The organism is Streptomyces sp. SCSIO 30461, from assembly GCF_037023745.1.
Taxonomy (GTDB): Bacteria; Actinomycetota; Actinomycetes; order Streptomycetales; family Streptomycetaceae; genus Streptomyces.
Map to the genome: position 1 here is coordinate 4,575,221 of NZ_CP146101.1, position 24,946 is coordinate 4,600,166.

General features: G+C 70.7%; 16 protein-coding genes and 1 pseudogene. 12 read left to right on the forward strand and 5 right to left on the reverse strand.

Annotated elements, in window-relative coordinates; translation table 11 throughout:
• Positions 1-46 precede the first annotated feature (46 nt).
• From V1460_RS20310 to V1460_RS20325, 4 genes are all read left to right on the forward strand, one after another.
• The gene (locus V1460_RS20310; protein ID WP_338675070.1) at positions 47-1,909 is read left to right on the forward strand and encodes an HSP90 family protein; all 1,863 of its coding nucleotides are present in this window, start codon (positions 47-49) and stop codon (positions 1,907-1,909) included.
• Positions 1,909-4,917: a hypothetical protein gene (locus tag V1460_RS20315; RefSeq protein WP_338675071.1), complete on the forward strand. Its 3,009-nt coding sequence runs from the start codon at positions 1,909-1,911 to the stop codon at positions 4,915-4,917. Before V1460_RS20310 ends, V1460_RS20315 begins: the two co-directional genes overlap by 1 nt.
• Positions 4,918-5,624: 707 nt before the next feature.
• The gene (locus tag V1460_RS20320; protein ID WP_338678130.1) at positions 5,625-7,316 is read left to right on the forward strand and encodes a BCCT family transporter; all 1,692 of its coding nucleotides are present in this window, start codon (positions 5,625-5,627) and stop codon (positions 7,314-7,316) included.
• Positions 7,317-7,414: 98 nt separating this feature from the next.
• Complete coding sequence (locus V1460_RS20325) at positions 7,415-8,515, forward strand: NAD(P)-binding domain-containing protein (protein ID WP_338675072.1); 1,101 nt, start codon at positions 7,415-7,417, stop codon at positions 8,513-8,515.
• 1 nt (position 8,516) lies between these two features.
• Here V1460_RS20325 and V1460_RS20330 read toward each other — a convergent pair whose 3' ends face one another.
• Positions 8,517-10,358 (reverse strand): ABC transporter ATP-binding protein, encoded by a 1,842-nt coding sequence (locus V1460_RS20330; RefSeq protein ID WP_338675073.1) that lies wholly within the window; start codon positions 10,356-10,358, stop codon positions 8,517-8,519.
• A 121-nt stretch (positions 10,359-10,479) separates the two neighbouring features.
• On the opposite strand from V1460_RS20330, the gene V1460_RS20335 reads away from it, so the two are divergent.
• The 3 genes from V1460_RS20335 to V1460_RS20345 all read left to right on the forward strand — a co-directional run bounded on the left by V1460_RS20335 (position 10,480) and on the right by V1460_RS20345 (position 14,857).
• On the forward strand, positions 10,480-10,914 hold the full coding sequence (locus tag V1460_RS20335) for a MarR family transcriptional regulator (RefSeq protein WP_338675074.1): 435 nt from the start codon (positions 10,480-10,482) through the stop codon (positions 10,912-10,914).
• Between the two features lie 173 nt (positions 10,915-11,087).
• Complete coding sequence (locus tag V1460_RS20340; RefSeq protein WP_338675075.1) at positions 11,088-13,079, forward strand: ABC transporter ATP-binding protein; 1,992 nt, start codon at positions 11,088-11,090, stop codon at positions 13,077-13,079.
• Positions 13,076-14,857 (forward strand): ABC transporter ATP-binding protein, encoded by a 1,782-nt coding sequence (locus tag V1460_RS20345; protein WP_338675076.1) that lies wholly within the window; start codon positions 13,076-13,078, stop codon positions 14,855-14,857. Before V1460_RS20340 ends, V1460_RS20345 begins: the two co-directional genes overlap by 4 nt.
• Positions 14,858-14,913: 56 nt before the next feature.
• Here V1460_RS20345 and V1460_RS20350 read toward each other — a convergent pair whose 3' ends face one another.
• Positions 14,914-15,705, reverse strand: coding sequence for a metal-dependent hydrolase (locus V1460_RS20350; protein ID WP_338675077.1), 792 nt, complete (start codon positions 15,703-15,705; stop codon positions 14,914-14,916).
• A gap of 120 nt (positions 15,706-15,825) precedes the next feature.
• Between V1460_RS20350 and V1460_RS20355 the strand changes: the two genes are divergently transcribed.
• Positions 15,826-18,339 carry a DUF3516 domain-containing protein gene (locus tag V1460_RS20355; RefSeq protein WP_338675078.1) on the forward strand — a complete coding sequence of 838 codons (2,514 nt, stop codon included), beginning with the start codon at positions 15,826-15,828 and terminating at the stop codon, positions 18,337-18,339.
• Between the two features lie 305 nt (positions 18,340-18,644).
• A complete protein-coding gene (locus V1460_RS20360; RefSeq protein WP_338675079.1) occupies positions 18,645-19,130 on the forward strand; it encodes a glutathione peroxidase in 486 nt (161 codons plus the stop codon).
• A 54-nt stretch (positions 19,131-19,184) separates the two neighbouring features.
• Here V1460_RS20360 and V1460_RS20365 read toward each other — a convergent pair.
• Positions 19,185-19,340, reverse strand: a pseudogene (locus V1460_RS20365) (acyl-CoA dehydrogenase family protein); the annotation flags it as partial.
• Between V1460_RS20365 and V1460_RS36450 the strand changes: the two are divergent.
• The 3 genes from V1460_RS36450 (at position 19,327) to V1460_RS20375 (ending at position 22,288) form a co-directional block, all read left to right on the forward strand.
• Positions 19,327-19,725: an IS3 family transposase gene (locus V1460_RS36450; protein WP_407077500.1), complete on the forward strand. Its 399-nt coding sequence runs from the start codon at positions 19,327-19,329 to the stop codon at positions 19,723-19,725. The pseudogene V1460_RS20365 and the gene V1460_RS36450 overlap by 14 nt on opposite strands.
• A gap of 454 nt (positions 19,726-20,179) precedes the next feature.
• Positions 20,180-20,611 (forward strand): ATP-binding protein, encoded by a 432-nt coding sequence (locus V1460_RS20370; protein ID WP_338675080.1) that lies wholly within the window; start codon positions 20,180-20,182, stop codon positions 20,609-20,611.
• A 93-nt stretch (positions 20,612-20,704) separates the two neighbouring features.
• A complete protein-coding gene (locus tag V1460_RS20375; RefSeq protein WP_338674102.1) occupies positions 20,705-22,288 on the forward strand; it encodes an IS1182 family transposase in 1,584 nt (527 codons plus the stop codon).
• 664 nt (positions 22,289-22,952) lie between these two features.
• On the opposite strand, the gene V1460_RS20380 is transcribed toward V1460_RS20375, so the two are convergent.
• The gene (locus V1460_RS20380) at positions 22,953-24,251 is read right to left on the reverse strand and encodes an ATP-binding protein (RefSeq protein ID WP_338675081.1); all 1,299 of its coding nucleotides are present in this window, start codon (positions 24,249-24,251) and stop codon (positions 22,953-22,955) included.
• Positions 24,248-24,901 (reverse strand): response regulator transcription factor, encoded by a 654-nt coding sequence (locus tag V1460_RS20385; protein ID WP_338675082.1) that lies wholly within the window; start codon positions 24,899-24,901, stop codon positions 24,248-24,250. The genes V1460_RS20380 and V1460_RS20385 overlap by 4 nt, the downstream gene beginning before the upstream one ends.
• Positions 24,902-24,946 lie beyond the last annotated feature (45 nt).

Sequence of the window (24,946 nt, forward strand, 5' to 3'; positions counted from 1 at the left end):
CCGTGCCGCTCGCCGGCGCGGACGCACCAGTGAAGGATTCCGTCCGGTGTCCCCTTCCGAGACCGCCCACACGTTCCAGGTCGACCTGCGCGGTCTGGTCGACCTGCTCTCCCACCACCTCTACTCGAGCCCCCGCGTCTATCTGCGCGAGCTGCTGCAGAACGCCGTGGACGCGATCACGGCCCGTCAGGCCATCGCCCCTGACGCACCCGGCGCGATCACCGTACGCACCGGTGACACGCTCACCGTCACTGACACCGGTATCGGGCTGACCGAGGCCGACGTCCACCGCTTCCTCGCCACCATCGGTCGCAGCTCCAAGCGGACCGCCGAAGGCGCCTTGGACGGTGTCGGACTGGAGTCCGCCCGCGGCGAGTTCATCGGCCAGTTCGGCATCGGTCTGCTTGCGTGCTTCGTCGTCGCCGACGAGATCACCGTGCTCAGCCGGTCAGCCGCCGACCCAGCGGCGCCCGCGGTCGAGTGGCGCGGCCACTCCGACGGCCGGTACACGATCCGTACGCTGCCGTCCTCGGCCGTGCCTGAGCCCGGCACCACCGTGCGGCTCGTCCCCCGGGCCGACAACGCCGAGTGGACGAGTCCGCAGCGGGTCGTCGATCTGGCCCGGCACTACGGCAGCCTGCTGCGACACGAGGTCACTGTCGTGGACTCGCACGGCGAGAAGGTGCGGATCAACGACACGCCGCCGTGGGAGCAGACCCACCGCTCCCCACTCGCGCGCCGCGAGGCCATGACCGCCTACTGCCGCGACCGGTTCGACTTCACCCCGCTCGACACCATCGAGCTGGACCTTCCGGCGGCAGGGCTGCGCGGTGTCGCGTATGTGCTGCCGACGGCCGTGAGTCCGGCGCAGCGCGCCGGTCACCGGGTGCACCTGAAGGGCATGCTGCTCACCGATCAGGCGCCCGAACTGCTGCCGGACTGGGCGTTCTTCGTGCGCTGCGTGGTCGACACCACGAGCCTGCGACCGACGGCCTCGCGCGAGTCGCTGTACGAGGACGGCACGCTGTCCGCCGTACGGGACACCTTGGGCGACCGGATCCGGGACTGGCTCACGGGGCTCGCGGCCAGCGACCCGGCGCTGCTGCACCGGTTCATCGATACCCACCACCTCGCGGTGAAGGCGCTGGCGCGCTACGACGACGAGCTGCTGCGGGTGGTGCTGCCGTGGCTGCCGTTCGAGACCACCGACGGCAACGTCACGCTGGAGGAGTTCGCACGCACGCACTCGGCGCTGCTGGTCACCCGCAGTGTGGAGGAGTTCCGGCAGGTCGCCCCGATCGCCGCGGCGGCCGGCCTGGGCGTGGTCAACGGCGGCTACACCTACGACCGCGATCTCGTTCACCGGCTGCCGGAGATCCGTCCCGGCACCTCCGTGAGCGATCTCGACCCGGCCACGGTCACCGCCCATCTGGACGCGGTGGACCCGACGGCCGAACTGCGAGCGGCGGCGTTCCTGCTCGTCGCCCGGGAGACGATCGGCACCCACGACTGCGATGTCGTGCTGCGCGACTTCCAGCCGGTGACCGCCCCGGCACTGCTGCTCGACAACCGGGAGGCACGCCACGAGCGGACCCGGTCGAGCCTCGCCGCCGAGAGCGACGGTCTGTGGGCCGACATCCTGGGCTCTCTGCGGCACGAGACGCCGCGCGCCCAGCTGGTCCTGAACCACCTCAACCCGCTGGTGCGCCAAGCGATCACGATCGCCGAGCGCGGTCTGGCCGTCACCACAGCCGAGGCGCTGTACGGGCAGGCCCTGCTGCTCAGCCGCCGCCCGCTGAAGGCGAGCGAGAGCGCCCTGCTGAACCGGGCCTTCATCGGCCTGCTCACCCACGCCATGCACAACCCCGGCACGGACGCGGACGGCTCCGGGCCCCGGAAGGACATCTGATGCTGGACACCCCCGAGGCCGTGGTCGAGGCGCTACGTGAGAACCACGACCGCCCGCACGGTCCGCAGCGCACCGTGACAGCCGAAGAACTCGTGGAGGCGGCAGGACAGTTCGAGAAGCCGGACGTCCTGGTCACCGCTCTGCTGGAGCTCATGACGGCGTACGAGTTCACTGGCGAGAACCGCAAGTCGCCGGTCGTCTTCGGTCGGCTGCTGAAGCTGTGGGACGAGTCTCCGGAGGAATTCAGCGAGTGGGAGGCACACCAGGTCTACTGGCGGTTCAAGTGGGTGGCTACCTCGCTGCTCGACGTGCCCGAGGTGTCGCTGGCCTCCATCCGCGGCTGGACCGACGAGGCCCGGCGCCGGTACGAGGAAGCCGGGCACGGCATGCAGCCCGTGGCGGCGATGCGCTACCACGTCGCGGCCCACACGGGCACGGGGGTCGCCGACGCGTACGACCTGTGGGTCACCCGACCGCGCACCGAGCTGAGCGACTGCGACGCGTGCGAGACCCGGCACCTCGCCACGCACCAGTTGAACGGGGGCGACGACGCCGGGGCACTCGACACACTTCGGCCGGTCCTCGACGAGGGGATCGGCTGCACCGAGGAACCGCAGATGAGCCAGGCGCTGGCACTCGGGGCGCTACTGCGCTCCGGCCGGCTCGACGAGGCCCGCTCGCACCACCTGACCGGCTACCGCAGGGTCCGCGGCAACACCGGCATGCAGACCTGGGTCGGCCGGCATCTGGAGTTCTGCGTGCTGTCCCGCAACGAGGGTCGCGGCCTGGAGATACTCGCCGAGAACCGGCCGCTGTTCGAGGCGACCGGCGCTCCGCTGGCCCATCTGGACTTCCTGACCGGCGTCGAGCTGCTGCTTGCCCGGATCGTCGAGGACGGGCATGCCGACACGGTCGTCGCGGGCCCGCCGGGACGGAGCTGGGCGGCGGACGAACTGCTCACGCACGTCCGCACCGAGGCGGACCGGCTGACGGCGGCGTTCGACACCCGCAACGGCACGACGGCGGTCGGGGACCGTCGCCGGGAGCGTCTGTCGCAGCGTCCGCTCCTCGACGCGCCGCTGCCGCTCGGTCTGAGGACGCCGGTCGCCCGCCCGACTGCGACTGCGACTGCGACTGCGACTGCGACTGCGACGACGGCCCCCGCCACCGTCGCGGTTCCCGAGGACTTCGTGGCCCTGGTGCGCGAGGCACGGCGGATGGCGAGCGCGGGCCACCCCGGCGACACCCGGCTGTGGACCCGGATCGCCGAGCGCCTGGCCGACGGCAGCGCGGTGCACGACGAGGTGCTCGGCCCGCAGGAGCTGCTGCGCGCCGAGCTCGCCGAGCAGCAGGCGGCTGAGCTGACGATGGCGGACCGCGACGACGAGGCCGCCGCGGAGGCGCGCCGGGCCGCGGAGCTGTACGAGCGGCTCGGCATGCCGTGGCAGGCGCTGTCCACGCGGGCCCGGGCCGTCGCCTGGTCGAGCACGTCGACCGCCGGGCCGGCAGGAGAAGCCGAGCGGCTGGACTCCGACGGGATCCGGGACGCCCTCGACGAACTCCTCCACGAGGCCGAACGGCTCTGCACCGAGGTCCCGTTCACGGGCGAAGCCCTCGGGGCGGCGGAGGCTGCGGCCTGCGACGACCTGGGGCAGGAGCGCAAGCTGGCGTACCTCACGGTGCACTACGCGCGCACATACGCGGCCTATCGGGAGCTGGGCCGCGGCGGTCCGGAGGCCTCCCCGTGCGCCGTCGAGCGCTTCGAGGGGTGCGTCCGGGCCCTGCACACCGAGGCGGAGCGGCTGTCCGTCCTTCACCAGGTCGCCAACGCCCGGCAGTTCGCCGCTGACGTGGCCGCCCGCAGCGGCGACCTCGTGCGTGCCGAGGAGGGGCTGCGCGCCGCGCTGAAGGACCTGGACGCCGCCGGCCGGCCGTGGCGCGGTTCGCGTCCGCGTGCCCTGCTCGCCCAGATCCTGATGGCACAGGAGCGACCGCAGGAAGCGGTGGAGCTGCTCCACCAGGCGATCGCGGACGCGGTGCGGTACGACGACGCGGACTTCCCCGTGGCGCCGACGTACGCGCTGCTCGGCCACGCGGTCTCGCACTCTGGCGACCACGCGGGTGCGGTGCGCCACCTGTCGGAGGCGGCCGCGCGGTTCGACCAGTCCGGAATGTCGGAGGACGCGGCGGACGTGCGGCTGCAACTGGTCGACGTCCTGATGCGGACGGGCCGGCAGGCCGACGCGGTCGCGGTCCTGGAGTCGCTGGTCGGCGAGGAAGCGGTGGCCGCGCTCGACGGGCGGATGGTCGCCCAGGCTCGGCTCATGCTGGCGCGCGGGCTGCGGGAACTGGAGGAGTTCCTGCCGTCGGCCGAGGAGTTCCTGCGATTGGCGGATGCCGTCTCCGGCTGGGAGGACGATGCCCCCATCCAGACCATGGTGACCGCTGAGACGGCCATCGCGCTGGCTCTGGCGGACCGCTGGGATGTGGCGGACACGGCGTACGAGCGGGCCCTGTCGGCGCACGCACAGGCACCGAACCCGTCCCTGATCATGCACATGATGTGCGAGTTCGCGCGTCTGGTCATGAACGCGCAGGACTCGGACGGCCTGGAGACGGCGCTGAAGCATCTCGCAGGGGCGGACGCGTTGGCGGCATCCGTGCCGGAGGGCACGGAGGGCTTCGTGCCCTGGTTCGAGCAGGGCACCGTGCACTACCGCCGGGGCCGTGTCCTGGCGGACGCGGAGCGGTTCGAGGAGGCCCTGGCCGAGATGGAGGCCGCCATCGCCGCCCACGAACAGGGCGGCGATGAGGGCGAGTCGGCGCGTGCCGAGGCGGTCCGGATCGCCGCGCTGATCGAGGGCGGCGCGCTGTGCCGGCTCAAGGAGGCCATCGCCCGGCTGACGACGGCGGCGGCACGCTGCCGGAAGGCAGGCCTCCCGGAGGCGGCGCAGATCCTCGGCTCGCTGCGGCAGGACTACATGTCGCGCCTGACGGAAGGTCGTTGAGCCGACACCGCGCCAACCGCCCCGGGCCCGACCGTGGTGCACGGCCGGGCCCGGGGCGGTCGCGGCCGATGTCGGAGCCCGCGGACAGTGGGGCTTGGCCGGTGGATCGATCGCGAACGACACCGTCTCCCCGAAGGCGGGGGTCTGACGTCTTCGGACAGCCCCGGTCGGCCGACGTCCGGGTGGCCCGACACCGACTCCAGCGCGGCTGGAGTGGCTCACGCGTCGAGTCGTCCTGACGGAGGTCGGCGGACACCAAGCGTGACGATCCTCAGCGACGGGCTCGGACGTCGTTCCTCTGCTGGTCGCTGCCGAATTCCCAGGACGCCTGTTGGTGCACGGTACGGAGCGGCGGATGTGGTACTGCCTAAGGGCTGTCCCGCAATCCCCGGCGGGCGTACGACGCCGGCCACGGCGCTCCCCCTGGCTTCGCCGGGAGGTGCCCCGGCGCTGCGTTGTCGAATCATCCGCATACGCCCGGTATGAGGATGGCTCTTCGCCTTGCGATGCGTCCCCTCGGCCCCAAGGGCCGGGGGGAGACCCCATACATCTGACGCCGCGCGTTGAACCGCCGGGCATTACGGGACAGCCCTGAGCACAAAGCGAGGACTGGCTCGTAACAGGCCGGAAAGGTACCAACCGTGTCCGATGAAGTACCGCGCCGAGAACCGCACGACCACGAACGCAAACCACCGGCCCGGAGCGCGCTGCCGGTGACCGCCGACCTGCCCGCGCTACCCGAGTCCGCGAGGCACGTCGGTACGGACCCGGTGGTGTTCGGTGTCACCGCCGCGTTGGCGCTCGCCTTCGTCGTCTGGGGCTCCGTCGCCACCGACACGCTGGGGCGGGTGTCGAACGCTCTGCTGTCCGGACTGATCCACAATTTCGGTTGGGCGTTCGTCCTGGCGGCATCCGGGTTCGTGGTCTTCGCGCTGTGGCTCGCCATCAGCCGCTACGGCTCCATCCCCCTCGGGCAGGACGGCGAGGGCCCGGAATTCCGCACGGTGTCATGGGTGGCCATGATGTTCAGCGCCGGTATGGGCATCGGCCTGATGTTCTACGGCGTCAGTGAGCCCCTCGCGCACTTCGTCGCTCCGCCGCCCGGGACCCACCCCGCCGACGCCGCTGCAGCCATGGCGACGTCCATGGCCACCACCCTGTTCCACTGGACGCTCCACCCGTGGGCCATCTACGCGGCGGCCGGTTTGGCGATCGCGTACAGCACCTTTCGCCGCCGCCGGCGGCAGACCGTCAGCGCCGTGTTCGTTCCCCTCATCGGCGAACGGCACGCGAACGGGACGAGCGGGCGCGTCATCGACATGCTGGCCATCTTCGCCACGCTGTTCGGCTCAGCGGCGTCGCTCGGGCTCGGCGCCCTCCAGATCGGCAGCGGTATCGGAGAACTGGGCTGGTTGCAGAAGGCGGGCACCGGGCTGCTCGTCGGCATCATCGCGGTACTGACGCTGGCCTTCGTCGCTTCCGCGGTGTCCGGGGTGGAGAAGGGCATCCAGTGGCTCTCCAACATCAACATGGTGCTCGCCCTGATCCTCGCGGTGTTCGTCTTCGTGGCCGGACCGACCATCGCCGTCCTCGACCTGCTGCCGACCTCGATCGCCACCTACTTCGGCGAGCTGCCGGAGCTCGCCGGTCGCACCGATGCCGCCAGCGGTTCCGGTGTGGCCGCCTGGCTCGGGACATGGACCGTCTTCTACTGGGCCTGGTGGATCTCATGGACCCCCTTCGTCGGCATGTTCATCGCCCGCATCAGCAGGGGGCGTACCATCCGCCAGTTCGTCGGCGGTGTCATCCTGGTGCCCAGCGTCGTCAGCCTGTGCTGGTTCGCGATCTTCGGCGGCACCGCGATGACGCTTCAGGGACGGGGACGCCTTGGCGCGGAGCAGACCCCTGAAGGCCAACTCTTCGACGTGCTCAGGCAGTTCCCCGCCGCCACGCTGACAAGCCTGTTGGTCATGGTGCTGGTCGGCATCTTCTTCGTCTCCGGTGCCGATGCCGCCTCGCTCGTCATGGGCGCCCTCTCCCAGAAGGGCGCACTGGAGCCCGGCCGCTTCGTCGTCGTCTTCTGGGGTCTGCTCACGGGGGCGGTCGCCGCGGTGATGCTCCTCGTGGGAGGCGGTCAGGCAGATGCGCTGGCCGGTCTGCAGAACCTGACGATCCTCGTCGCCGCACCGTTCGCGCTGGTGATGATCGGCATGTGTTTCTCGCTGGTGCGCGATCTACGGCACGACCCACTGATCGTGCGCGGCGAGCGGGGCGATGAGGCGGTCGGCGTCGCTGTCGTCGAGGGCCACGAGAAGTACGCCGGGGACTTCGTGATCCGCATCGGGCCGTCACCGCGGCCGACCGGGGCCGCGGAGGACGCCTCGCCTCGGCCGAAGTGAGCGGCGGTTCGGCCGGTCACGTGCCGTAGCCGTCGTGCACGGGGCCCGCTCAGACCGTCCTCGGGAAGATCCTGAGCACCCCCGTAGTTGGTGGAAGCGTGAACGACTTTGGGGAGAAGGACGCCGGACGACCGGTCGATGTGGTCGTCATCGGAGCCGGTCAGGCCGGTCTTTCGGCTGCCTACCATCTGCGGCGTGTGGGTTTGCGGCCCGATGAGGACTTCGTGGCGCTGGACCATGCCCCGAAGCCCGGTGGCGCCTGGCAGTTCCGCTGGGACTCGCTCACCTACGGCAAGGTGCACGGGATGCACGCGCTCCCGGGGATGGAGCTGGTCGGCGCGGCTGAGGGCCGTCCGTCGTCCGAGGTCATCGGCGACTACTTCGCCCGCTACGAGCAGGCCTTCGACCTCCGGGTACACCGGCCCGTGGATGTGCGCGCGGTGCGGGAGGGCGAAGGCGGCCGGCTGCTGGTCGAGTCGTCGGAAGGTGCCTACTCCGCACGCGCCCTGATCAATGCCACCGGCACCTGGGACCGGCCCTTCTGGCCGCGCTACCCCGGTCAGGAGGTCTTTCGCGGGCGTCAGTTGCACACATCGGACTACCCGGGCCCCGAGGCGTTCGCGGGGCTGCGGGTGGTCGTGGTGGGCGGGGGTGCGTCGGGGACCCAGCATCTGATGGAGATCGCGGACTTCGCCGCGGAGACCACCTGGGTGACACGGCGGCCGCCGGTGTTCCGTGAGGGGCCTTTCGGCGAGGTCCAGGGGCGTGCGGCGGTGGCCATGGTGGAGGAGCGGGTGCGGCGCGGGCTGCCGCCGCTGAGTGTGGTGTCGGTGACGGGACTAGCGCTGAACGAAGCGGTCCGACGGGCCCGGGCCGCAGGAGTGCTGGACCGGCTGCCGATGTTCGATCGGATCACCCCCTCCGGTGTGGCGTGGGACGACGGGCGCACGATCGACGCGGACGTGATCCTGTGGGCCACGGGCTTCCGTGCCGCGATCGACCATCTGTCGCCGCTGAGGCTGCGCGAGCCTGGGGGCGGTATCGCGGTGGACGGTACCCGCGCGGTGCGCGATGGGCGTGTTCACCTCGTCGGCTACGGCCCGTCGGCTTCGACGATCGGCGCGAATCGCGCGGGACGGGCCGCGGTGCACGAGATCCAGCGGCTGCTCGCGCGCGAGCCGGTGGTGGTCTCCGGATAGCTCAGGAAGCCGCTGCTGCCACCGTGGCCGGTGCCGCGTCTCGTCGCACCAGTGCCGCGTAGCGCCCGCCCCGCTCCATCAGTGCGGTATGACTGCCGCGTTCCGCGATCCGTCCGCCGTCCAGAACGACGATCTCGTCGGCGTCCCGCACTGTTGACAGCCGGTGGGCGATGGTGATGGTGGTGCGACCGGCCGACAGGGCGTCGATGGCCTGCTGCACCGCGTGCTCCGTTCGGGTGTCGAGCGCGCTGGTCGCCTCGTCCAGGATGAGCACCGGAGGGTCACGCAGGATGGTGCGCGCGATGGCGAGGCGCTGTTTCTCGCCGCCCGAGAAGCGGTAGCCGCGCTCGCCGACCAGGGTGTCGTACCCGTCGGGCAGGGATGCGATGTGGTCATGGATCTGGGCGGCGCGCGCGGCCGACTCGATCTCCTCGTCCGTGGCGCCGGGTTTGGCGAAGCGCAGATTCTCGGCGACCGAGGCGTGGAAGAGATAGGTCTCCTGGGAGACCACGCCCACCGCCTGCGCGAGGGTGTCGAAGGCCAGCTCGCGTACGTCGACACCGTCGAGCGTGACCCTGCCGCCTGTGACGTCGTACAGCCGGGGCACCAGATAGCTGAGTGTGGACTTCCCGGAGCCGGTGGGGCCGACGACGGCCAGGCTGCTGCCGGCCGGCACGGTGAGCTCGATTCCGCTGAGGGTCGGCTCGCCTCTGGCGTCGTAGCCGAATTCGACGCCCTCGAAGCGCACTTCGCCGCGTACCTTGTCCGGCCGGACCGGCTGCGCGGGTTCGGTGATGTCGACCGGCAGGTCCAGGTACTCGAAGATCCGCTGGAAGAGCGCCAGCGAGGTCTGGATCTGCACCCCGGTGGACAGCAGGCTCACGGCCGGGCGGAACAGGCCCTGCTGAAGCGAGACGAAGGCGACGAGGGTGCCGAGGGAGATCGCCGCACCGCCGCTCTGGAGCGTCAGTCCGGCCGCCCAGTACAGCAGCGCGGGCATGGCGGCCATGACGATGCCGATGGTGGACATCCGCCAGCGCCCCGCCATGCTGGAGCGCACCTCCAGGTCGACCAGCCGCTCGGACTCGTCGGCGAACGAGCGGGTGAGCGAATCGGCACGCCCCATGGTCCGGCCGAGCAGGATGCCGCTGACCGACAGCGATTCGGTGACCGTGGCGGCCATGGTCGCCATCTGCTTCTGTCGCTGGGCCGTGATGGCCTTGCGCTCCCGGCCGACCCTGCGGCTGATCGCGACGAAGACCGGGAGGAGAACGAGCGAGACCACGGTGAGCCGCCAGTCGAGCGCGAGCATCGCGACGACGGTGGCGACCACTGCGGTCAGGTTGGAGACCAGGGAGGTGGCGGTGGAGGTGACCGTCGCCTGCATTCCGCCGATGTCGTTGGCGATGCGCGACTGGACCTCTCCGGTGCGCGTCCTGGTGAAGAAGGCCAGCGGCATCCGCTGGAGCCGGGCGTAGACGCCCGTGCGCAGGTCATGCATGACCCGCTGGCCGACAGTGGTCGAGATCAGCGTCTGGAGCACGCCGAAGACGCTCGTCGTCACCGCCGTCAGGATCATCCCGAGTGCGAGCAGCGAGAGCAGCCCCGTGCGGCCCTGCGGGATCGCGGTGTCGAGGATCTCCCGGAGCAGGAACGGCGAGGCCACCGAGACGAGCGACGAGGCGCCGACGAGCAGACCGACGATTGCCAGCCTGCCGCGGTAGGGCTTGAAGAGCCGCACGATGCGCCGGAGTTCCGCGGGCCGGCGGTCGGGGAAGGCGGCGCGGGACGGGTCGATGGGACGGTCGGGGGGCGTCCAGGTGGGATCGCTGTGAGGGCGCATGGGCTCCTTCGGAGGCAAGGGAACGGCTCAGGCGGCGGGACGATTGCCGCGACACCACATGAGGAGCATAGCTCATTGTTACCTATACTCACAATGAGCCAGGTCCTGATAGTGTTTCCGCATGAACGCCCCCGTGCCCGCGCCCGATGCGGATGGCCTGCTGGCCGAGCAGCTGCTGCGGCTGACCCGACGGCTCCACCGGATTCAGAAGCGGCACTTGGAGCCGGTCGGCGTCACGCCCGCTCAGTCCCGGCTGCTGCGGGTGCTGGCGCACTACGACGGGGCGCCCCGGATGGCCGACCTCGCCGACCGCCTCGAAGTGGTCCCGCGCGCGGTGACCACGCTGGTGGACGGTCTGGAGGCGAACGGCCGGGTGCGCCGCGTACAGGATCCGGCCAACCGGCGCGTCGTACGTGTGGAGCTGACCGATCTCGGGCTCGCCACGCTCAGGGAGCTGCGCGGTGCCCGGCGGGCGGCCGCGGAGGACATCCTGGCGCCGCTGAACGCCGAGCAGCGTGAGGCGCTCGGTGGACTGCTGTCCGCGCTGGTGCCTTGACAACCCGCCCTTGGGCCCTGCCCGACGGGGTGTGATCCGGCGCGGCCGACCGGGCCCGGAGCCGGCGGGGTTCGGGCCATCCCGGAGCGGGGCGGCGGAAATTCGTTTGCCCCAGTTCCCGGCGGGGGCGAACCTGCTGTTCCGATACGGTTTTCCGAACGATCTGGGATGTCATGCAGATTCGCGACCTTCCGTATGCCGATCCAGGCACCCCGGACGTCCGCTCCGGCCTCAGGTTCCTCATCTGGCTCGGGCGCGGGCAGCTCGGCGGGCAGTTCCGCGCGCTGGCCTGGGGGCTGGTGCACTTCGGCTCGGTGCTGGCACTCCCCTACGGCGTGGGTTTCGCCGTACAAGCCGTCGTGGAACGATCTGCCGGCGGACTCGCGCTGGCGGGCGGGCTGCTCGCGGTCTCCGGCATCGCCATCGCGCTCGGCGACACCATGATGCACCGTGCCACGGTCACCAACTGGATCACCGCGGCGGCCAGGACACAGCAGTTGCTCGCTCGCAGCACCGCCGAGCTGGGTAACGCGCTCACCAAGCGGGTGGCGGCCGGTGAGGTCGTCGCGGTCTCCACCGGGGACGTGGAGAAGATCGGCTGGTTCGTCGAGGCGGCCTCACGCTTCCTCGCCGCCGCGCTGACCATCGTCGCGATGGTCGTCGGGCTGCTGTTCTACCAGCCGGACCTCGGCCTCCTGGTGGCGGTCTGGGTCCCCGTGCTGGCCCTCGGTGTGCTGCCGCTCATGCCGCGCGCCACCAGGCTCGCGGACATCCAGCGCGAGAAGGCGGGCCGGGCGACCGAGCTGGCCTCCGACACCGTCGCCGGGCTGCGGGTGCTGCGTGGGATCGGCGGTGAGGAGCTCTTCCTCTCGCGCTACCGGCGCGCCTCCCAGCAGGTTCGCAAGGCGGCCGTCCGCAGTGCCCGCATGTGGGCCCTGATCAGCGCGCTCCAGGTGCTGCTGCCGGGGCTGCTGCTGGTGTGGGTGGTCTGGTACGGCATCGGTCTGGTGTCCGCCGGCCGGATCGACGTGGGCGAACTGGTGGCCGTTTACAGCGCGGTGATGCTGCTGTCCTATCCACTGCGCCCGGTCGAAGAGGTCGCCATGGCCTACAGCTTCGCGCAGCCGTCGGCTCGGCGGGCGGCGAGAGTGCTGTCACTGGAGCGGCCGCAGGGCGGTTCGGCGCAGGGCTCCCGCACTCGGGTGTCCGGTACGGAGGCATCCGGAGCGCAGCCGGTCGGACCGGCCGGTGGCGGTGCCGATCCGGCCGACGACGTACCGACGGGCGGCCCGCGGGGCGATGTACCGGCAGGTGACCTGTACGACCCCGCCAGTGGCCTGCTCGCCCCCGCGGGATCGCTGACGGCCGTCGTGTGCGGTGACCCCGACGCCGCGGGACGACTGGCCGAGCGTCTCGGCGGGCATCCCTCGGAGACACACGGGCTGCCGTCCGTGCGGCTCGGCGGCGTGGAACTGGACGCGTTGCCGCGGGACTCCGCGCGCACCACCGTGCTCGTGCAGGACAAGGATCCGGTGCTGCTGTCCGGAAGCCTGACCGAACTGCTCGATGTGCCGTCGTCCGGCATGGTGTCCGTAACCGCGGCGCTGACCGCCGCCGAGTGCGGCGATGTGCTGGATGCCCTGACGCAGGCCTCGCTGGACGGGGATCCGATGACCGCGCCCATCACAGAGCGCGGGCGCTCCCTCTCCGGCGGGCAGCGGCAGCGCCTGGCGCTGGCCAGATCACTGATCACCGACCCCGAGGCGCTGGTGCTGGACGAGCCCACGTCGGCCGTCGACTCGCACACCGAGGCGCGGATCGGCGACGGCCTGCGGGCGCTGCGGACGGGACGTACGACCGTCGTGTTCACATCGTCGCCGCTGCTGCTGGACCGGGCCGACCGGGTCGTCCTGGTCCGCGCGGGAGCGGTCGCCGCGGTGGGCGGGCATCGCGAGCTGATGCTCAGGGAGCCCCACTACCGCGAGGTGGTCACCCGGGACGAGTCCGCCGAGTCGCCTGAGGCCACGGGCTCAGGCACAGGCATGGACATGGACATGGACATGGACATGGACATGCCCGTACGCGAACGCTTCGCCGAGGAAATCTCCAGAGGACTGGCCGATCGGTTCACCGAAGCCGCCGCAGACATCGAGGAGTCCGCATGATCGGCGTGCCACCGCCGGTGTACGACCCGGCCGCGCCCCGTGCGGCGGCCACCCTTCCGGTCGGAACCTCCGCCACGGTCCGCTGCTACGTACGCGAGTTGCTGCGCCGGCACCGGGTGGCCTTCGTGCTGCTGGTCTCCGTCAACACGGTCGCCGTCGTGGCCTCGATGGTCGGTCCCTGGCTGCTCGGCGACCTGGTCCAGCGGTTGGCGGACGGGGCGAACGTCGTTCATCCGGAGCGCACGGTGGCGCTGTTCGCAGCGGCACTCGCCGTGCAGGCCGTGTTCGTACGGCTGGTGCGGCTGCGTGGGGCGACGCTGGGCGAACAGATGCTGGCGGATCTGCGCGAGGACTTCCTCGTCAGGTCCGTGGGACTTCCCCCGGGTGTGCTGGAGCGAGCCGGTACCGGCGATCTGCTGTCGCGTATCACCACTGACGTCGACCGCTTGGCCGATGCCATGCGGGAGGCCGTACCTCAGCTCACCATCGCGGTGTTCTGGGCCGTGCTGCTGCTCGGCGGGCTGGCGGTGACCGCGCCCCCGCTGGCTCCCGCGGTGCTACTGGCCGTGCCGCTGCTGGTGGTCGGGTGCCGCTGGTACTTCAAGCGGGCGCCCGCGGCCTACCGCTCGGAGTCCGCCGGGTACGCGGCGGTGGCGGCGGTGCTCGCCGAGACCGTCGATGCGGGCAGGACGGTGGAGGCCCACCGCCTGGGGCCCGCCCGGGTCGCGCTGTCGGACTTGCGGATCAGGCAGTGGACGGCCTGGGAGCGGTACACACTCTGGTTGCGGTCCGTGCTGTTCCCGATCATCAACGTCACGCACACGACGGTGCTCGGTTCCGTCCTGCTGGTCGGCGGGGTGTTCGTGCTCCAGGACTGGATCGGCATCGGACAGCTCACCACAGCCGCGCTGATCGCCCAGATGATGGTCGATCCGGTGAACCTGATCCTGCGCTGGTACGACGAGTTGCAGGTGGCGCAGGTGTCGCTGGCCCGGTTGGTGGGCGTACGCGAGGTAGAGCCCGACTCGGGTGACCCCGATGTGCGCCCCGAGGGGCGCGTGGTGCGCGCGGACGAGGTGCGTTTCGGCTACCGCGAGGGAGTCGACGTACTGCACCGGGTCTCGATGGAGGTGCCGCCGGGCACCCGGGTGGCGCTGGTCGGACCGTCCGGCGCCGGCAAGTCGACGCTGGGCCGGCTCCTCGCGGGGATCTACGCCCCGCGAAGCGGCCGGGTCACCCTCGGCGAGGCCGAGCTCTCCCGGATGCCCGCGGAACGGGTACGGGAACAGGTGGCACTGGTGAACCAGGAGCACCATGTGTTCGTCGGCTCGCTGCGGGACAACCTCCGGCTGGCCCGCGCGGACGCCGAGGACGCCGAGCTGTGGGCCGCCCTCGGCGCGGTGGACGCGGACGGCTGGGCGCGGGCCCTCGACGACGGCCTGGAGACCGAGGTCGGCTCGGGCGGGGCGGCGCTGACCCCGGCGCAGGCCCAGCAGATCGCCCTGGCCCGGCTGGTGCTGGCCGACCCGCACACTCTGGTGCTTGACGAGGCGACCTCGCTGCTCGACCCGCGTGCCGCCCGGCATCTGGAGCGCTCACTCGCCCGGGTGCTCGACGGGCGTACGGTCGTGGCGATCGCCCACCGGCTGCACACCGCCCATGACGCGGATGTGATCGCCGTCGTCGAGCGGGGCCGGATCAGCGAACTGGGCAGCCACAGCGAGCTGGTCGAGGCCGGCGGAGCGTACTCGGCGCTGTGGCGGTCCTGGCACGGGTGAAGCCGCCGGCCGGTGCATACCGGCCCAAGGGGTGCAGCCGCCTCGCGGGGCGGCGTTCAGATGAAGTTGAGCGCCGCCGCCGCGCCCACTCCCCCGAGCAGCATGAACACCGGCATCAGCACCTTCAGCTCCACCCAGCTGCCCGCGCGGAAGCGGATGGCCTTGGGCGGGCCCACCGGGTACCAGCGCTTGTTGCCGATCGGGATCGGCCACAGGATCGGGCAGCCGGACACGGTGATCGAGTCTCCGATGTCGTGCACCAGGGCGCCGAGCACCACCGGCAGCCCGAGCCAGAGATACTCCTGACCGGGGCCGGTGAACAGCCAGTCCGCGCCGTTGCCCGACTGGTCCAGGATGCCCGCCAGGATCCAGGCGCTGGTCGCGCCGAGCAGCCACACCAGCACATCGCTGGAGACCCGGGCTGCACGCCACAGCAGGCCCTCCACGGCGAGCACCAGATGCACGAAGAGGATCGCGAGGACGGCCCAGCGGCCACCGGTCATGGCCAGCCCCGATGTGCCGCCGCCGATCAGCACGGCCCAGAGCCAGGTGTGGGTGAGGGTGCGATGGCCGCCTGTCCTGCGCTTGTCGCCGGGCTTCCTCGTCGCCTTGTAGACCGCGTACGAGAGCTTGTCGACAATCTCGCACAGCGTGCGCGATACCGGCCCGAAGGCCCGGGATATCGTCGCCGCCTTGTGGTCGAGGTCGGGCGCCAGTGCCGCACCGGCGCTGATCAGAGCCCCGACGACGAGCACGGGCCACGGCATCGGATGTCCGGCGGCGGCTGTCGCCGCGCCGACCCCCAGCCAGGCAGCCGCCCCGGACAGGGAGTGCGCCGGTCCCATCATGCTCGTACCGCCCCATCTGCTGTTGTCTTCGGCCCCAGTTGACGAGGCAGCTTAGCGGTAGCGATCTTCCACTCGGTAGCCGGTTCCCGCTCGGGGCCGCGGGCCAGGCAAGATGGGGGCGTGACGCTTATCGATCAGCTGCCGCAGGACGCCGACCCCGATGCCCTCTTCGAGGCCTTCTCGTCATGGGCCGAGGGCCGGGGGATCTCGCTCTACCCGGCCCAGGAGGAGGCGCTGATCGAGGCAGTCTCCGGGGCAAACGTGATCCTCTCCACACCGACCGGCTCCGGGAAGAGCCTGGTCGCGGCTGGCGCGCACTTCGCCGCGCTGGCCCGGGACGAGGTCACCTTCTACACCGCGCCGATCAAGGCGCTGGTCTCGGAGAAGTTCTTCGACCTGTGCAAGCTCTTCGGCACGGAGAACGTCGGCATGCTCACCGGGGACGCGTCCGTGAACGCGGACGCGCCCGTGATCTGCTGCACGGCCGAGGTGCTGGCGTCCATCGCGCTGCGGGATGGCAAGGACGCGGACATCGGCCAGGTCGTGATGGACGAGTTCCACTTCTACGCGGAGCCGGACCGCGGCTGGGCCTGGCAGATCCCGCTGCTGGAGCTGCCCCAGGCGCAGTTCGTGCTGATGTCGGCGACGCTCGGCGATGTGTCGATGTTCGAGAAGGACCTGACCCGCCGCACCGGCCGGGAGACGGCCGTGGTGCGCTCGGCGACCCGCCCGGTGCCGCTGTCCTACGAGTACCGCACGACGCCGATCACCGACACCCTGACCGAGCTGCTGCAGACCAAGCAGGCGCCGGTCTACATCGTGCACTTCACCCAGGCCCAGGCGGTCGAACGGGCACAGTCGCTGATGAGCATCAACATGTGCACCCGCGAGGAGAAGGACCAGATCGCGCAGCTGATCGGCAACTTCCGCTTCACCACCAAGTTCGGCCGCAACCTCTCGCGCTATGTGCGCCATGGCATCGGCGTCCATCACGCGGGCATGCTGCCCAAGTACCGGCGGCTGGTCGAGAAGCTGGCGCAGGCCGGTCTGCTGAAGGTGATCTGCGGTACGGACACCCTCGGCGTGGGGGTCAACGTCCCGATCCGCACGGTGCTGTTCACGGCACTCACCAAGTACGACGGCAGCCGGGTGCGGACGCTGCGCTCCCGCGAGTTCCACCAGATCGCGGGCCGGGCCGGCCGGGCGGGCTTCGACACGGCCGGTTTCGTGGTCGCACAGGCTCCCGAGCATGTGATCGAGAACGAGAAGGCGCTGGCGAAGGCGGGCGACGACCCGAAGAAGAAGCGGAAGGTGGTCCGCAAGAAGGCCCCGGAGGGCTTCGTCGGCTGGACGCAGAATTCGTTCGAGAAGTTGATCGCCTCCGACCCGGAACCGCTGACCTCCCGGTTCAAGGTCACCCACGCAATGCTGCTGTCGGTGATCGCCCGCCCGGGCAACGCGTTCGAGGCGATGCGCAAGCTGCTGGAGGACAACCACGAGCCGCGCAAGCAACAGCTGCGGCACATCCGCCGCGCCATCGCGATCTACCGTTCGCTGCTGGACGGCGGGATCGTGGAGCGGCTCGAAACCCCGGATGCCCAGGGTCGCATCGTCCGGCTCACGGTCGACTTCCAGCAGGACTTCGCACTCAACCAGGCCCTGTCCACCTTCGCGCTCGCCGCGTTCGACCTGCTCGACCCCGAGTCACCGTCGTACGCGCTCGACATGGTGTCGGTCGTGGAGTCGACCCTGGACGACCCGCGTCAGATCCTTGCCGCCCAGCAGAACAAAGCGCGCGGTGAGGCGGTCGGCGCGATGAAGGCGGACGGGGTCGAGTACGAGGAGCGGATGGAACGGCTCCAGGAGATCTCGTACCCGAAGCCGCTGGAAGAGCTGCTGTGGCACGCGTACAACCTCTACCGCAAGTCGCATCCCTGGGTGGGCGACCATCCGGTCTCGCCGAAGTCCGTCATCCGCGATATGTACGAGCGTGCGCTGTCGTTCACCGAGTTCACCTCGTTCTACGAGCTGGCGCGCACCGAGGGCATCGTGCTGCGCTACCTGGCGAGCGCCTACAAGGCCCTGGACCACACCATCCCGGACGATCTGAAGACCGAGGACCTGGAGGATCTGATCGCCTGGCTCGGCGAGATGGTGCGCCAGGTGGACTCCAGCCTGCTGGACGAGTGGGAGCAGCTGGCGAACCCGGAGACCGAGACCGCCGAAGAGGCCCAGGAGAAAGCCGACCAGGTCAAGCCGGTCACGGCCAATGCCCGTGCCTTCCGGGTGCTGGTGCGCAACGCGATGTTCCGCCGGGTGGAGTTGGCCGCGCTGGACCAAGTCTCCGAGCTGGGCGGGATGGACGCCGACGCGGGCTGGGACGAGGACGCCTGGGGCGAGGCCATGGACGCGTACTGGGACGAGTACGACGACCTGGGCACCGGGCCGGACGCGCGGGGACCGAAGCTGCTCTCGATCGAGGAGGACCCGGCGCAGGGTCTGTGGCGGGTCCGCCAGACCTTCGCCGACCCGAACGGCGACCATGACTGGGGCATCAGCGCGGAGGTCGATCTGGCGGCGTCCGACGAGGAGGGCAGGGCGGTGGTCAGGCTGACCTCTGTCGGGCAGCTCTGACGGCCTGCCGGGGCGCCTGCGCCGCAGAGCTGTCCCGTAGTCCCAGGTGGATCAGCGCGCGGCGTCAGATGTATGGGGTCTCCCCCGGCCCTTGGGGCCGAGGGGACGCATCGCAAGGCGGAGAGCCGCCCTCGTACCGGGCGCATTCGGGCGATCCGACAACGCAGCGAGGTCCCCTTGGCCCGCAGGGCCCGGGGAAACCCCGCGCCGTGGCTGTCGTCGTGCGCCCGCCGGGGACTCCGGGACACCCTTGGTGGGGTGGCGTGCGAGAGTGGGCGCTGAGGACTGTGACCGAGGAGAGACTGATGAGTCTGCACGATATTCCCCTGCGCACCCTGAGCGGCGAGCCCACCTCGCTGTCCGCGTACGCGGACAAGACGGTGCTGCTGGTCAATGTGGCGTCGAAGTGCGGCCTGACGCCGCAGTACGAAGGGCTTGAGCGGTTGCAGCGGCAGTACGGCGACCGTGGCTTCACGGTGCTGGGTGTGCCGTGCAACCAGTTCATGGGGCAGGAGCCGGGGACCGCGGAGGAGATCCAGACGTTCTGCTCGACGACGTACGGGGTGTCGTTCCCGCTGCTGGAGAAGACGGATGTGAACGGCGACGGGCGCCACCCGCTCTACGCGGAGCTGACACAGGTCGCGGACGCCGACGGCGAGGCCGGCGACGTACAGTGGAACTTCGAGAAGTTCCTCGTTTCCGCCAAGGGTGAGGTCACCCGCTTCCGGCCGCGCACCGAGCCGGAGGCTCCGGAGATCGTGGCCGCGATCGAGGCTCAGCTGGGCGCCTGACGGCAGCGAAGGGGGCGGGGCACGGCACACGCCGTACCCCGCCCCCTTCGGGTTTCAGCGGATGGGCACACCCGCGAGGGTGCGGGCGATCACCAGGCGCTGGATCTCACTCGTGCCCTCGACGATGGTGCAGATCGCGGTGTCGCGGTGCCGGTGCCCCTGTCTTCGTCCATCGGGGCGCGAGGTTTCACCCCCGGTGCGCTGCACCGCTCCCTGGTCGACCAGGAAGAACAGAGCCGCTTCCAGTTCGTCGCCGACCATCAGCGCCGTCACGCCGGGAAGCTGCTGTGCGGCATCCTGGGCATCGCGCGCTCCGGCCTCCACCACTGGCGCCGGACGGCCGTGGACCGGGCCACCCGGCGGCCGACGCCGGCTCGGCCGCCCGGATACGGGCCGTGTACCGGGAATCGGACGGCACTACGGCGTCTCCAGGATCACCGCCGAGTTCCGCGAGGACGGCGAGCGCGCCAACCACAAGCGGATCGTGCGTGTGATGCGGAGCATCGGGCTCGCCGGGCTGCGACCGCGGCGCAGGCACCGCCGCAGCACGACGGACGGAGAACGCATACGCCGGGCCGGGCGCGGCACGGGATGAGTCCTGTGGCCGTGCGGCGCACGCCTCGTCACGCGCTGCCGACGAAGCCCTTGGGTGCCGGTCGCGAGCGGGCCCGGCCATGGACGCGCCCGGGCCCACGAAGAGGGCGCCGGCGTACCTCCCCCACGTCCGTGGGTGGACACTGTCCATCAGCCGCCGAGGGGGCCGATTGGTCGACAGGTACACCGCACGGCGGTCGATAGCGTCATCAGTGCGGAAGCGGTACCACCGCCTGTGAACGCGGCCACCGGTCGCACTTCGACGGCGGTTCGCACGAACCAGTCGGCCGCCAGGGCACGACCCGCCCCGCCCGCGGAGCGGTGTCGGACCCGGCCGGGATTCCCCCACACGCCCATACCGGACGTCCGCACGCAGCGCGGTACCCGTCACCGGACACCCGCCGAGACGGACACCGCGATCCGCAGTGACGCCCGGTCCTCTCGAAGGCCAGAGCATGCCCTCCACCTCAGCCTCCTGTCCGCCGCACGAGTTCGACGTCCGACCCGCCGTGGCGGCGGTCCCTGCAGCCCGCCGCAAGGTCCGTGCTCTCGCCCACGAGCTCTGCCTGTCACTGGGCGACAGTTCGCTGTCCACGATCGAGCTGCTGACCGGTGAACTCGTCGCGAACGCCGTCGAGAACACGCATGAGCCGTGCGCGGTCTGCGTGCGCCGAACCTGCAGGGGCCTGCGCGTGGAAATCACGGACACCGCGGACACGAAGATACGAGTGCAGTCGCGGACACCCCCTCTCGACGCGGAGAGCGGCCGTGGCCTGTTTCTCGTCGCTGCGCTGGCCACCGCCTGGGGGACGGACCCGCAGGAGCACGGCAAGAAGATCTGGTTCGAGATCCGGGCCTCGGCGTCACCGGCGTGCTGCCGCCGCTAGGTGACTGGTGTTAATCGTGTGAGCTCGCGCTGGGTCTTCGTCCTGTGTCAGGCTGCGGGGTGTTGGTCGCTGGGTGTGGGGAGAGGTTGAGCGATGGCAGTGGGCCGGACTCCGATGCAGCCGGGGTTGCTCTCCTCCACAGTGGGTTTCTGCGAGGGTCGGCTGGCGCCGAACTCGATCTACGCGGTGCTGCACCGCGAGTGCCGGGCGTTGTTCCCCGATGAGATGTTCGCCGATCTGTTCGCCGAGGACGGCCGCAGGTCGGTGCCGCCGATGATCGTGGCGGTCGTGATGGTCCTGCAGCGTCTGGAGGGTTTGTCCGATCGCGAGGCGGTCGAGCGGTTCGCGTTCGATGTGCGCTGGAAGTACGCCGCCGGCGGGCTGGACTTCGACCATCCGGGGTTCGTGCACACCGTGCTGGTCGACATGCGGGCGAGGCTTGCCGCTTCCGCCCGGCCGAACCGGATCTTCGAGCGGACGGTAGAGGTTGCTGCACAGGCCGGACTGGTCGGCCGCAGGAGGGTGCTGGACTCGGCACCGATCTATGACGCGGTGGCCACGCAGGACACCATCACGCTGATCCGTTCGGCCATCCGCGGCCTGCTGCGGGCGGCCGATCACGTGCTGCGGGCCGAGCTGCGGGCGGTGATCTCCAGCGGGGACGCCTACACCAGCACGGACAAGCCGGTCATCGACTGGACGGACGCGGCCGAGCGGGAAGCCCTCATCGATTCGCGGGCCCGTGACGGGTTCGCGCTGCTGACCGTGCTGGACGGCCGGGCCGTGCCCGGGGATGTGGGCCAGGCCGCGCGGTTGCTGGCCACCGTGCTGGGCCAGGACCTGGAGCAGGACGGGGGCGTCTTCAAGATCGCCCGCAAGGTGGCCGCGGACCGGGTCATCTCCACGGTTGATCCCGAGGCCCGGCACGGCCACAAGACCGTCCGCCGGTCCTTCGACGGTTACAAGGGTCATGTGGCCGAGGAACCCGACAGCGAGGTCATCACCGCGACCGAGGTCACGGCGGGCAACGCCGGCGATGCCGAGCCCGCCGCCGACCTGCTCGCCGACGTTCTCCAACCACCTGCCGCCGAGCAGGCAGACCAGGCGCGGGCCGAAGTCTACGGCGACGCCGCTTACGGGACCGGGCCGCTGCTGGCCGAGCTGGACGACGCGGGCGCCCGGGTGATGGTCAAGGTGCAGGCGGCCAACGCGCCCGGTGGGCGGTTCTCCAAGGACGCCTTCACCATCGATCTGGAGGCAGGGCAGGTCACCTGCCCGAACCAGGTGACCGCCGCGATCCGCCCGAAGTCTGATGGCGGTGGGACGGCCTGCTTCAAGACCGCCTGCGCCGCCTGCCCCCTTGCGGCGCAGTGCACTACCGCCAGGAACGGACGCGTCATCACCATCGGCCCTCACGAAGAACACCTGGCCCGGGGCCGGGCTCGCAGTGCGGACCCCGTCTGGCTGGCCGCCTACCGGGCCACCCGCCCCAAGGTCGAACGCAAGATCGCCCACCTGATGCGGCGGCGACACGGCGGACGCCGCGCCCGGGTGCGGGGCCGGGCCAAGATCGCCGCCGACTTCTCCTTGCTGGCCGCCGCCGTCAACGTCGCGCGGCTCGGCGTGCTCGGAATCATGTCCACAGGCAGTGACAAGTGGGCGGTCGCCGCCGGCTGACCGTCCCGAGGGCGCCCTGGACCATGCAAACGACCCGCACGCGGCCGTGCCAAGCCCTCAACAGCCCCCACGACGGCCACGAACCACCCACACGCCGCCCGACCACCAGCCAGCAACCACGACCCTGACACCCCCAACGGCGACACCGCACGCCCAGGACGACCCGCTTAACACCAGTCACCTAGGGCGTGTTGCGAAAGTAGCTCCGTCCGCCCGCAGGGCGGGGCCTGCGGCGTCTGGTGCGTGCGATCGCAAGGCGGAGGATCATCCTCGTACTGGACGTACGTGGATGACTCCGACAACGCAGCGAGCGTGCGTGCCAGACGTCGCGGGTCAGGAGGGACTTTCGCAACACGCCCTAGACGCACGATCTGGTTCCGCCACACACTGCGGGCCGTTCGGGAGGACCTCTCGCACGTCCCCTCCACGACCAAGCCGGCCGAGTAACGAGGATGGTCGTCAGCGCTGGGCACGGCGCCATGGCCCACGTCACGGTCTCCCACACGCGGTTTCCGCGCGGGGACGTCTTCCACCGATCCCATCGCCCCCGGTCCCGTCCGGCGAGGCGGGCAGGCCGCCCACACCACCCCCGACGTACCGGTCGGTCTGCACCGCAAGGCACGCACCCGACCCGGCACGCGGGTACGACTGGGAGGCCTGGCCATCAGCCGGTCCCGGCGGGAGCGGACGACTCGAGCGGAAGTTCCACGGTCGCCGTGGTCCCGGTGGGATCACGCGGCTCCAGCAGGAAGCGCCCTCCCGCCGTCTCGACCCTGACACGCAGCGAGGCGAGGCCGATGTGGCCGCTGCGCACGCTCTCCTCCAGGGCCCCCGGCGGCAGCCCCCTCCCGTCGTCCGCCACGAGGAGACGCAAGAGTCCTTGCCGCGCCTCCAGACGGACCTCCACGTGCGTTGCCTCCGCATGCTTCACGACGTTGCGAAGGAGTTCCCGCGCCGCGGCAAAGGCGATGGGCTCGAAGGGAGAAGGCGGTATGGGGGCGCAGTGGACACTGACGTCGAACCCACCGCGCTGCGTCGAGCTGTGGGCGAGGCTCTGCACCGCTCCTGCCAGGCCGAGCTGTTCGAGGACCGTCGGATGCAGTTCCCCAACGATCGACCGCATCCTGCGCGCGGCTTCCTGGAGCGCACGGTCAGCGCGGTCCAACACTTCCGTGCCGTCGGACTCACGGGCCTCGTCCAGGTCCTGACGTGCGGCGAGCACGTCCTGCAGGGCCTCGTCGTGCAGTGCCTCCGCAAGATCGCGACGCTCGTGCTCCTCGGCGTTCATCGCCTGCCCGAGCAGATCGCGGCTCCGCTCCAGAAGCACCCCCATGCTTCTCACCCGGTCCCGCTGGATCCGGGTGAGTACGGTGCAGACAGCACCGAGCAGAAGCAGGCTGAGGACGATCAGGGCGGTGCGACCCCATTCGCCACCCGCACCGGCTCCCTGTACGGCGAGCACGTATGCGAGACCGGAGGCGCCGGTCATCACGGCCGTCACCCACGGCGAGGCTTGGAAGGCGGCGAGTACGGGGATGAGGAAGAAGGCGTCGTCGACCAGAGGCCTGATACCGGGCGGGGTGCCGAACCCCCCCGCCATCGCCAGCAGCGCACCGAGGACGACGAGGTCGATCGGCAGCAGCTGCCAGAGCCGCGGTAGCACGCGGTCGCCACGCCAGGCCTTCCACGTCAGGAACACCGCCCACAGTGCGTAGCCGATGACCAGCGCTCTGCATGCGCCCTCGTTTTCGAGCGGAGGGAACAGCGAGAGCTGCACCACCAGCAAGGCGACGATCAGAAGACGCACGGATGTCTGGGACCGTGCCGCGCTCAGACTCTGCGCGTCCGCGACGGTACGGGCCGTGGGGGCCACGCGCTCGGGGACCGCGCCCTCGTGGTGCCGACGGGATCGCGCGTGCCGAAAGAAACCGCCCACCGTGACGCGCCGGAGGGCCACGGTCATTCCAGCAGTCCACGGCGCATCGCCTCTGCCACCGCAGCGGCCCTGTCACCGACACCGAGCTTCTCGTAGAGGCGTTGGGTATGGGTCTTCACCGTGCTGGGGGCCAGGAACAACTCCTCGGCGACCTGAGGAATGCTCTTGCCCTCGGCGAAGGCCTGCAGCACCTGCCGCTCACGCTCACTGAGCAGCACCCGGTCCTCCCCGGCGGAGGCCCGGCGCCGTACCTGTTCCATCAAACCGCTCGTGAGGTCCGCAGGAAGCGCCGTCCCTCCCCCGGCCACCTTCAGCACGGCATCGACGATCTCGCTCCGCGTGGCGTCCTTGGCGAGATAGCCGGCGGCCCCCTCCTCGACGGCGCGGAACACCACGGAATCGTCCGTGTGGGCGGAGAGGATGATCACCCGCACCGGCAAACCGTCCCGTGCGACGGCATGGACCACGGCAAGTCCGTCCAGCTTCGGCAACCGGAAGTCCACAAGGGCGACATCGGGCTTGTGCACGCGGATGTGCTCCAGAGCCTGTGCCCCGTCCCCCGCTTCCGCCACAACCTCGACCAGTCCGCTCTGCCCCAGCGCACGGGTGACGCCCTCGCGGTATATCGGGTGGTCGTCGGCAACGACGACGCGTACGCGGGTCTCATGTGTACGCATACGGCACACCGTCCTGTCAGCACTCGGCTCACGCGGAAACACGGA

Coding starts and splice junctions, on each gene's coding strand:
- V1460_RS20315 (WP_338675071.1), top strand. CDS start 1,909: ATGCTGGACACCCCCGAGGCCGTGGTCGAGGCGCTACGTGAGAACCAC.
- V1460_RS20330 (WP_338675073.1), bottom strand. CDS start 10,358: ATGCGCCCTCACAGCGATCCCACCTGGACGCCCCCCGACCGTCCCATC.
- V1460_RS20335 (WP_338675074.1), top strand. CDS start 10,480: ATGAACGCCCCCGTGCCCGCGCCCGATGCGGATGGCCTGCTGGCCGAG.
- V1460_RS20340 (WP_338675075.1), top strand. CDS start 11,088: ATGCAGATTCGCGACCTTCCGTATGCCGATCCAGGCACCCCGGACGTC.
- V1460_RS20345 (WP_338675076.1), top strand. CDS start 13,076: ATGATCGGCGTGCCACCGCCGGTGTACGACCCGGCCGCGCCCCGTGCG.
- V1460_RS20350 (WP_338675077.1), bottom strand. CDS start 15,705: ATGATGGGACCGGCGCACTCCCTGTCCGGGGCGGCTGCCTGGCTGGGG.
- V1460_RS20360 (WP_338675079.1), top strand. CDS start 18,645: ATGAGTCTGCACGATATTCCCCTGCGCACCCTGAGCGGCGAGCCCACC.
- V1460_RS20370 (WP_338675080.1), top strand. CDS start 20,180: ATGCCCTCCACCTCAGCCTCCTGTCCGCCGCACGAGTTCGACGTCCGA.
- V1460_RS20375 (WP_338674102.1), top strand. CDS start 20,705: ATGGCAGTGGGCCGGACTCCGATGCAGCCGGGGTTGCTCTCCTCCACA.
- V1460_RS20380 (WP_338675081.1), bottom strand. CDS start 24,251: ATGACCGTGGCCCTCCGGCGCGTCACGGTGGGCGGTTTCTTTCGGCAC.
- V1460_RS20385 (WP_338675082.1), bottom strand. CDS start 24,901: ATGCGTACACATGAGACCCGCGTACGCGTCGTCGTTGCCGACGACCAC.